General features: G+C 64.6%; 9 protein-coding genes and 1 tRNA gene. 4 read left to right on the top strand and 6 right to left on the bottom strand.

The annotated features are described in order from the left end of the window. Positions 1-247: 247 nt before the first annotated feature. The 6 genes from hisF to KUO17_RS25985 form a co-directional block, all read right to left on the bottom strand. Positions 248-1,018 (bottom strand): imidazole glycerol phosphate synthase subunit HisF, encoded by a 771-nt coding sequence (gene hisF, locus KUO17_RS26010; protein ID WP_217978418.1) that lies wholly within the window; start codon positions 1,016-1,018, stop codon positions 248-250. A gap of 10 nt (positions 1,019-1,028) precedes the next feature. Next, a complete protein-coding gene (gene hisA, locus KUO17_RS26005) occupies positions 1,029-1,766 on the bottom strand; it encodes a 1-(5-phosphoribosyl)-5-[(5-phosphoribosylamino)methylideneamino]imidazole-4-carboxamide isomerase (protein ID WP_044460700.1) in 738 nt (245 codons plus the stop codon). 41 nt (positions 1,767-1,807) lie between these two features. Further along, positions 1,808-2,068 carry a DUF2164 domain-containing protein gene (locus KUO17_RS26000; RefSeq protein ID WP_217978417.1) on the bottom strand — a complete coding sequence of 87 codons (261 nt, stop codon included), beginning with the start codon at positions 2,066-2,068 and terminating at the stop codon, positions 1,808-1,810. Then, positions 2,068-2,706 carry an imidazole glycerol phosphate synthase subunit HisH gene (hisH, locus tag KUO17_RS25995; protein WP_217978416.1) on the bottom strand — a complete coding sequence of 213 codons (639 nt, stop codon included), beginning with the start codon at positions 2,704-2,706 and terminating at the stop codon, positions 2,068-2,070. Before hisH ends, KUO17_RS26000 begins: the two co-directional genes overlap by 1 nt. Next, positions 2,706-3,299: an imidazoleglycerol-phosphate dehydratase HisB gene (gene hisB / locus KUO17_RS25990; RefSeq protein WP_217978415.1), complete on the bottom strand. Its 594-nt coding sequence runs from the start codon at positions 3,297-3,299 to the stop codon at positions 2,706-2,708. The genes hisH and hisB overlap by 1 nt, the downstream gene beginning before the upstream one ends. A 191-nt stretch (positions 3,300-3,490) precedes the next feature. Further along, positions 3,491-5,149 (bottom strand): OFA family MFS transporter, encoded by a 1,659-nt coding sequence (locus tag KUO17_RS25985; RefSeq protein ID WP_217978414.1) that lies wholly within the window; start codon positions 5,147-5,149, stop codon positions 3,491-3,493. A gap of 328 nt (positions 5,150-5,477) precedes the next feature. Here KUO17_RS25985 and KUO17_RS25980 point away from each other — a divergent pair, with 328 nt between their 5' ends. The 4 genes from KUO17_RS25980 to KUO17_RS25965 all read left to right on the top strand — a co-directional run bounded on the left by KUO17_RS25980 (position 5,478) and on the right by KUO17_RS25965 (position 9,206). Then, entirely contained in the window at positions 5,478-7,706 is a 2,229-nt protein-coding gene (locus tag KUO17_RS25980) for an AsmA family protein (RefSeq protein ID WP_217978413.1), read from the top strand. After that, on the top strand, positions 7,703-8,770 hold the full coding sequence (mutY, locus tag KUO17_RS25975) for an A/G-specific adenine glycosylase (RefSeq protein ID WP_217978412.1): 1,068 nt from the start codon (positions 7,703-7,705) through the stop codon (positions 8,768-8,770). The genes KUO17_RS25980 and mutY overlap by 4 nt, the downstream gene beginning before the upstream one ends. Next, positions 8,767-9,039 (top strand): oxidative damage protection protein, encoded by a 273-nt coding sequence (locus KUO17_RS25970; protein WP_163950540.1) that lies wholly within the window; start codon positions 8,767-8,769, stop codon positions 9,037-9,039. Before mutY ends, KUO17_RS25970 begins: the two co-directional genes overlap by 4 nt. A gap of 91 nt (positions 9,040-9,130) precedes the next feature. Continuing rightward, positions 9,131-9,206, top strand: a tRNA-Phe gene (locus KUO17_RS25965). Positions 9,207-9,263: the final 57 nt, after the last annotated feature.

Here is a 9,263-nt window from a genome sequence, read left to right as displayed (position 1 = left end):
TCTCGGTGAGCAGCACCAGGGGTTCGTCGGCGCGGACGGTGGTAGCGAGGGAAAAGAGGCTGACGAGCACGACGAGCAAGCGTGTGAACATAGGATGGACCCATTCCCTGGCGATGTGCCTGCATTACCTTAACAGCAATTAGCTATGCGGTGGCCTGGCGGGCCCCTTCGCTGGCAAGCCAGCTCCCACAGGGTTTTCTGTGGGAGCTGGCTTGCCAGCGAAGGGCCGCAAGGCGGCCCAGGTATTTCAGCGCACGCAGATCCCGCGCTGTGCCATGTAGGCCTTGGCCTCAGGCACGGTGTACTCGCCAAAGTGGAAGATACTCGCCGCCAGCACCGCGCTGGCGTGCCCTTCCAGAATGCCGTCGGCCAGGTGCTGCAGGTTGCCCACACCCCCCGAGGCAATCACCGGAATGCCCAGCGCATCGCTGATCGCGCGGGTCACGCCCAGGTCGAAGCCGCTCTTCATGCCGTCCTGGTCCATGCTGGTGAGCAGGATCTCGCCGGCGCCCAGGCCTTCCATCTTCTTCGCCCACTGCACCGCGTCCAGCCCGGTAGGCTTGCGCCCGCCATGGGTGAAGATCTCCCAGCGCGGGGTTTCACCCGGCCCCGAGACCTTCTTGGCATCGATCGCGACCACGATGCACTGCGAACCGAAATGCTGCGCCGCCTCGCCCACGAACTCGGGGTTGAACACCGCCGCGGTATTGATCGAGACCTTGTCGGCACCGGCATTGAGCAGGTTGCGGATGTCCTGCACGGTGCGCACGCCACCGCCCACGGTCAGCGGAATGAACACCTGGCTGGCCATGCGTTCCACGGTATGCAGCGTGGTGTCGCGGCCATCGACGCTGGCGGTGATGTCGAGAAAGGTGATTTCGTCGGCACCCTGCTCATCGTAGCGACGGGCGATCTCTACCGGGTCACCCGCATCGCGGATGTTCTCGAACTTGACGCCCTTGACCACCCGGCCGTTGTCGACGTCCAGGCAAGGGATGATGCGTTTGGCCAGCGCCATGACGGTCTCCTCAGCCTTGGTAGCTGTCGCAGAAGGCTTGCGCCTCGGCCACATCCAGGGTGCCTTCGTAGATCGCGCGGCCGGTGATGGCGCCGATGATCCCCGGCGCCTTGGCGTCGAGCAGGGCCTTGATGTCGCCCAGGTTGTGGATACCGCCCGAGGCGATCACCGGGATCCGGGTAGCAGCGGCCAACGCGGCGGTGAACGGCACGTTGCAGCCTTGCATCATGCCGTCCTTGGCGATGTCGGTGTAGACGATCGCAGAGACGCCATCGGCCTCGAAACGCTTGGCCAGGTCGATCACCTGCACCGAGCTGACTTCAGCCCAGCCGTCGGTGGCGACGAAACCGTCCTTGGCGTCCAGGCCCACGATCACCTTGCCGGGAAACGCCCGGCAGGCCTCGGCGACGAACTCGGGCTCCTTGACTGCCTTGGTGCCGATGATCACGTAGCTCACGCCGGCCTTGACGTAGTGTTCGATGGTTTCCAGCGAGCGAATGCCGCCACCGATCTGGATCGGCAGGTTCGGGTAGCGCCTGGCGATCGCAGTGACCACCTCGCCATTGACCGGCTGGCCTTCGAAGGCGCCGTTCAGGTCGACCAGGTGCAGGCGGCGGCAGCCACCCTCGACCCACTTGGCGGCCATGCTCACCGGGTCATCGGAAAATACCGTGGAATCTTCCATGCGGCCTTGGCGCAGGCGTACGCAAGCACCGTCCTTGAGATCGATAGCGGGGATAATCAGCATCTGGGAAACCTGTCTATTCGGTAAACAGTGAGCTCGGGAAGTCAGTTCTTCTCGAGCGACCACAAGTCGCTTTCGATGCTGTCGAACCTCTCCTTGAGGTGCGCCTGCACATCGAAAATCGCCCTGTTGTAGTAGTGCGGTGCAATCTCTTTGCTGAACAGCTCCAGCACTTCGGCGACCTCGAACGAGCCCAGTTGCAGCTCGAAACGGTCTTCCAGGAAGCGCTTGAGTGTGGCCAGCGCCTCGCGCTCTTCATCGGGCGCGAGGGTGAGAATCGGCCGCTTGGCGCGGGACTTGCCCATTACCAGCGGCCATCCCACGCGGCGAAGTTCTGCAACAGCTGCAGGCCATGGGTATGGCTCTTCTCCGGGTGGAACTGCACGGCAAAGCGCGAGCCCTCGGCCAGTGCCGCAGCGAAGTCGACACCGTAGTGACCGCGGCCTACCACCTGCGCCGGCTTGCCGGCGGTGACGTAGTAGCTGTGCACGAAGTAGAAACGCGCGCGGTCGGGGATGTCGTGCCACAGCGGGTGATCGACCGCCTGGCTCACTTCGTTCCAGCCCATGTGCGGCACCTTCAGGTGCTCGCCGTCTTCATGCAGGTTCTTGCCGAAGAAGCGCACATTGCCCGGGAACAGGCCGATGCAGTCGACACCGTCGTTCTCTTCGCTGTGCTCGAGCAAGGCCTGCATGCCCACGCAGATGCCCAGGAACGGACGGTCCTGGCTGACTTCACGCACCAGGCTGTCGAAGCCCAGGCGGCGAATCTCGGCCATGCAGTCGCGGATCGCGCCCACACCCGGGAACACCACGCGGTCGGCTTCGCGGATCACTGCCGCATCGCTGGTGATGATGACCTTGCCAGCACCCACGTGCTCCAGGGCCTTGGCCACCGAATGCAGGTTGCCCATGCCGTAGTCGATGACGGCGACCGTCTGCATTACAGGCAGCCCTTGGTCGACGGCATCTGCCCGGCCATGCGCTCATCCAGCTCGATGGCCATGCGCAGTGCGCGGCCGAAGGCCTTGAACACGGTTTCGATCTGGTGGTGGGTGTTGTGCCCGCGCAGGTTGTCGATGTGCAGGGAGACGTTGGCGTGGTTGACGAAGCCCTGGAAGAACTCCTGGAACAGGTCGACATCGAAACCGCCCACCGAGGCGCGGGTGTACGGCACGTGCATCTGCAGGCCGGGGCGGCCGGAGAAGTCGATGACCACGCGCGACAGCGCTTCGTCGAGCGGCACGTAGGCGTGGCCGTAGCGACGGATGCCCTTCTTGTCGCCGATGGCCTGGTTGAAGGCCTGGCCCAGGGTGATACCGACGTCTTCGACGGTATGGTGATCGTCGATGTGCAGGTCGCCCTTGCACTCGATGTCCAGGTCGATCAGCCCATGCCGGGCGATCTGGTCGAGCATGTGTTCGAGGAAAGGCACACCGATATCGAATCGGGCCTTGCCGCTGCCATCCAGGTTAATCGAGGCCTTGATCTGGGTTTCCAGAGTATTGCGCTCGACGCTAGCCGTACGTTCGACCATCACCAGCTCCGCAAAATCATTGGGCGAAAAAGGTGTCCATTATAGGCCTAGAAGCGCGCGGCTTGGAACGAAGATGACAGTTGGTGGGGAATTTGCGCCAGCAAAGCCGGCCTCTTCGCTGGCAAGCCAGCTCCCACCGGGTTCAGCGGCGCACACAAAACCCTGTGGGAGCTGGCTTGCCAGCGAAGCTTTTAGTGGAACAGCACCGCCGTCTTCTGCAGGGTCACCCAGATACCCCACGCCAGCGGAATGCCCACCGCCAGCCAGGCCGCAACCACCAGCGGCCGGCTGCCCGGCGCGGCGCTCCACTCCAGCACGGTGGTGCCATTGGCGCCCTTGTCATGCCCCAGCGCCTGCTCGGCCGCCAGTTCGGCATCGGTCATGAAGTACTTGTCGGCCACTGGCCGCACCAGTGCATTGCACAGGAACCCCAGCGCCAGCAGGCCGGCCAGGATGTACAGGGTCATGTCATACGCCGCCGCGCGCTCCACGCCCAGCGCCAGCTGGTACTCGCGCAGGTAGGTGATCAGCACCGGCCCCAACACCCCCGCCGCCGCCCAGGCGGTCAGCAGGCGACCGTGGATGGCACCGACCATCTGCGTGCCGAACAGGTCGGCCAGGTACGCCGGCACCGTGGCAAACCCGCCACCGTACATCGACAGGATGATGCAGAACGCCGCCACGAACAGCGCGATATTGCCCAGGTGGCCCATGTTCGGGATCAGCGCATACAGCGCCACGCCCAGCGCAAAGAAGGCAAAGTAGGTGTTCTTGCGCCCGATGTAGTCGGAGAACGACGCCCAGAAGAAGCGCCCGCCGATGTTGAACAGGCTGAGCAGGCCGGTGAAGCCAGCCGCAATCGCCGCGATCTGGCCCAGTTGCACCGCATCCAGCTGGCTGAAGCTCAGGTCGTTGCCCAGCAGCTTGCCGGCGAACACTTCCTGCAAGAGCGGCGAGGCCATGCCCAGAATGCCGATGCCCGCCGACACGTTCAGGCACAGTACCAGCCAGATCAGCACGAACTGCGGGGTTTTCCACGCCACACTGACGTGCACGTGGCGATGGGTGATCATCGCGTTGCTGGCCTTTTTCTGGGGCGCGATCCAGCCTGCCGGCTTCCAGCCGGTGGGCGGCACGCGGTAGGCCAGTGCGCCACCAAGCATGAACACGAAGTAGATCAGCGCCATCACCACGAAGCTCTGCCACACGCCCACGCCATCAGGCCCGGCGAAGTGGCCCATCAGGGCGGCGGCCAGCGGTGCACCCACCATCGCGCCGCCACCAAAGCCCATGATCGCCATGCCGGTGGCCATGCCGCGCTTGTCCGGGAACCACTTGATCAGGGTCGAGACCGGCGAGATGTAGCCCAGGCCCAGCCCGATGCCGCCGATCACGCCGCTGCCCAGCCACATCAGCCAGAGCTGGTGGGTGTACACGCCCAGCGCCGAAATCAGCAGACCGCCGCACCAGCACAGGGTCGAGACCACGCCGGCCTTGCGCGGCCCCGCATGCTCCAGCCAGCCACCCCAGATCGCGGCCGAACAGCCAAGGAAAACGAAGAACAGCGTGTAGATCCAGCTCAGCATCGAGATCGGCCAGTCGCACTCGCTGGTGAACAGGCGCGCCACAAAGCTCATGTCCGGCGCACACGCCACCGGCGCGCTGATGCCGATGGCCTGCGACAGCGGCAGCCAGAACACCGAAAAACCGTAGGCCATGCCGATGCACAGGTGGATCGCCAGCGCTGCCGGCGGCACCAGCCAGCGGTTGAAGCCGGCTTTGGCGATGATGCGTTCCTTGGACAGGAAGCCGGGCGTGCTGGCGATGTCGCCCGCCGATTTGCTGCTCATTGTCGTTTTCCCCTCGTGATGTGAATGTTCCACAAGTCAGGCACGACACCAGCGACTTTGGCTGCCGGCGGCAGCGCGTCGTTTGTGTGGGCGGCGCACCCTGGCGCGACAAATGGCCGCAGCGGGACCTGAGAACGGCGCAAGAGTAGCATTTGCCGCGACGACTGGAATCAGACTGATATCGCGATTTTTGCCATGGCTGATCTGCCCGACCGATGAACTGCGCGCCGGTTTGTTGTCGAAACCCTGGCCGTGTCGAGCCCGTGACACCTGTGCAGGGCTATACTCTGCGGCTGAATTTTACCTATCGGACTACAAGGACTCGCCCATGAAAGCGTTCGGCAAAATCCTGGGGCTGGTGGTTCTCGGGTTGTTGCTGATCATTGTGGCGCTGGGCTTTGCCCTGACCCACCTCTTCGATCCCAACGACTACAAAGACGAGATCCGCCAGCTGGCACGCGACAAGGCCCACGTCGAGCTGACGCTCAACGGCGACATCGGCTGGAGCCTGTTCCCGTGGCTGGGACTGGAACTGCACGAGGCGAGCATCGCCACGTTGAACAACCCCAAGGTGCCGTTCGCCGACCTGCAGATGCTTGGCCTGTCGGTGCGCGTACTGCCGCTGCTGCGCCGCGAGGTGCAGATGAGCGACGTGCGCGTCGAAGGCCTGAACCTGACCCTGGCCCGCGACGAGCACGGCCACGGCAACTGGGAAGACATCGGCAAGCCGCTGCCGGCCAGCCCCCCCGCACCCGCCGAAGGCAGCGCGCCGGCACCTGCACCCGGCGAGGCGCCGGCCAAGCCGGCAGTCGATCGCCCGGTAAAACTGGACATCGACAGCCTCACGGTGAACAACGCCAAGGTGCAGTACAGCGATGCCAAGAGCGGCCAGACCTTCAGTGCCGAAAGCATCCAGCTGAGCACCGGTGCGGTCCACGAAGGGGTCAACATCCCGCTGAAGATGACCGCCTTCTTCAGCGCCGGCCAGCCCGTGCTGCGTGCGCGCACCGAGCTCAACGGCGAACTGCGTTTCGACCGCAGGCTCAAGCGCTACCAGTTCGAAGACATGAAGCTCAGCGGCGAAGCCTCCGGCGAGCCGCTGCAAGGCAAGACCCTGACCTTTGCCGCACAGGGCCAACTGCTGGTCGACCTGGCCGCCAACGTCGCCCAATGGAACGGTCTGAAGCTGTCGGCCAACCAGTTGCGCGCACTTGGCGAGCTCAGCCTGCGTGACCTGAACAGCGAGCCCAAGCTCAGCGGCGGCCTGTCCATCGCCCAGCTCGACCTGCGCACCTTCCTCGACAGCGTGGGCGTGGCCCTGCCGGCCATGGCCGACGCCGGCACCCTGGGCAAGTTCGAGCTGGTCAGCCGCCTGGAGGGCAGCGCGACCCGCCTGGCCCTGGAAGACCTGGCGGTGAAACTCGACGACAGCACCTTCACCGGCCGCCTGGCGGTGGACGACGTTGCCAAACAGGCGCTGCGCGTGCAGCTCAAGGCCGACACCTTCAACGCCGACCGCTACCTGCCGGCCAAGAGCGAAGCGGCCAGCGGCGCCAAGGCGGCGCGCCAGGCCGAGGTCAAGGGCCAGGAGGCCGGTGCACTGGCCGGCGCCGGCACCACGCCACTGCCGGATGCACCGACCCAGACCGCCTGGAGCACCGACAAGCTGCTGCCGGTGGACCGCCTGCGCGCCCTCGACCTGCAGGCCGACCTGAGCTTCGGCGTGCTCACCCTTGAACAGCTGCCGATCCAGAATGCCGTGCTCAAGGCCAAGGGCCAGGGCGGCCTGATCACCCTGCAGACCCTGCAGGGCGGGCTCTACAACGGCGACTTCGCCACCCAGGGCACGCTGGATGTGCGCCCTGCCGTGCCGCAGATCGGCCTGAAAACCCAGGTCAACCGCGTACCGGTCGAGCACTTCATCAAGAGCCAGACCGACACCCCGCCGGTCAAGGGCCTGCTGACCCTGAGCAGCACCCTCACCGGCAGCGGCAACAGCCAGAAGGCGCTGGTGGAAACGCTCAACGGCAACGCCAGCTTCGTCATCAACAACGGCGTGCTGGTCAATGCCAACCTCGAGCAACAGTTGTGCCAGGGCATCGCCACCCTCAACCGCAAGGCCCTGAGCGGCGAGCCACGGGGCAAGGACACGCCGTTCCAGGAGCTCAAGGGCAGCCTGGTGCTGCGCAACGGCGTGGCCAGCAACCCGGACCTGAAAGTGCGCATCCCTGGCCTGACCGTCAACGGCCAGGGCGACCTGGACCTGCGCGTACTGGGCATGGACTACCGCGTGGGCGTGATCGTGGAGGGCGACAAGCGCGACATGCCCGACCCGGCCTGCCAGGTCAACGAACGCTACGTGGGCCTGGAATTCCCGCTGCGCTGCCGTGGCCCGCTGGAACTGGGGGCCAAGGCCTGCCGCGTGGACAAGGACGGTGTGGGCAAGCTGGCCGGCAAGGTGCTGGGCAACAAGCTCCAGGAAAAACTCGATGAGAAGCTTGGCGACAAGGTAAGCCCCGAGCTCAAAGACGCACTCAAAGGCTTGTTCAAACGATGAATCCCGAGCAGTTTTCCAGCGCCGTGCTGGAATGGTACGACCGTAACGGCCGCCACGACCTGCCCTGGCAACAGGGCATCACCCCGTACCGGGTGTGGGTGTCGGAGATCATGCTGCAGCAGACCCAGGTGAGCACCGTGCTCAACTACTTCGGGCGCTTCATGGAGGCCCTGCCCAGCGTCGAGGCCCTGGCCGCAGCGCCTGAGGACGAAGTGCTGCACCTGTGGACGGGCCTGGGCTACTACACCCGTGCGCGCAATCTGCAGAAGACCGCGAAAATCGTCGTCGAGCAGTATGGCGGCGAGTTCCCGCGTGATGTCGAGCGGCTCACCGAGCTGCCCGGCATCGGCCTGTCCACCGCCGGCGCCATCGCCAGCATCAGCATGGGCCTGCGTGCACCGATCCTGGACGGCAACGTCAAGCGGGTGCTGGCGCGCTACACCGCGCAGGAGGGCTATCCGGGCGAACCGAAGGTGGCCAAGGCGCTGTGGGCCAACGCCGAGCGCTACACGCCGCACAGCCGCGTCAACCACTACACCCAGGCGATGATGGACCTGGGCGCCACGCTGTGCACGCGCAGCAAGCCCAGTTGCCTGCTGTGCCCGCTGGAGCGTGGCTGCGAGGCACACCTGCTCGGCCAGGAGATCCGCTACCCGATCCCCAAGCCGCGCAAGACCCTGCCCCAGCGCAGCACGCTGATGCCGTTGCTGGCCAACGCCGAGGGCGCCATCCTGCTTTACCGGCGCCCGTCCACGGGCCTGTGGGGCGGTTTGTGGAGCCTGCCGGAGCTGGACAGCCTGGACGACCTCGAACACCTGGCCGAGCAGCATGGCGTGCACCTGGGCGCGCCGCGGGCGCTGGACGGCCTGGTGCACACCTTCAGCCACTTCCAGTTGGCCATTCAGCCCTGGCTGGTGCCGGTGACCGTACAGGAGGCCCACGTGGCCGAGGCCGACTGGCTCTGGTATAACCTCGCCACCCCGCCGCGCCTGGGTTTGGCTGCCCCGGTCAAGAAACTGCTCAAACGCGCGGCCGAAGTCTTGAATGCAGGAGAGTCGTCATGACCCGTACCGTAATGTGCCGCAAGTACAAAGAAGAAAAACCTGGCCTGGAGCGCCCGCCGTATCCGGGTGCCAAGGGCCAGGACATTTTCGAACACATCTCGCAGCAGGCCTGGGCCGACTGGCAGAAAGAACAGACCATGCTGATCAACGAGAAACGCCTGAACATGATGAACGCCGAGGACCGCAAATTCCTCCAGGGCGAGATGGACAAGTTCTTCTCCGGCGAGGAATACGAGAAGGCCGAAGGCTACGTGCCGCCTGCCGAATAACCCCGAAAAACCGTAAGCGACGGAATTAATTTAATAATTTTTCAAAAAGTCGTTGACGCAAATCCGAAAAACGCTTTTAATGCGCCCCGTTGCCCAGATAGCTCAGTCGGTAGAGCAGGGGATTGAAAATCCCCGTGTCGGCGGTTCGATTCCGTCTCTGGGCACCACTAATACCGAAAAGCCCCAAGCGAAGTGATTCCTTGGGGTTTTTTATTGCCTGCGAT

The organism is Pseudomonas aegrilactucae, assembly GCF_019168305.1.
Lineage (GTDB): Bacteria > Pseudomonadota > Gammaproteobacteria > Pseudomonadales > Pseudomonadaceae > Aquipseudomonas > Aquipseudomonas aegrilactucae.
This window is presented reverse-complemented; position numbering and strand designations above follow the sequence as displayed.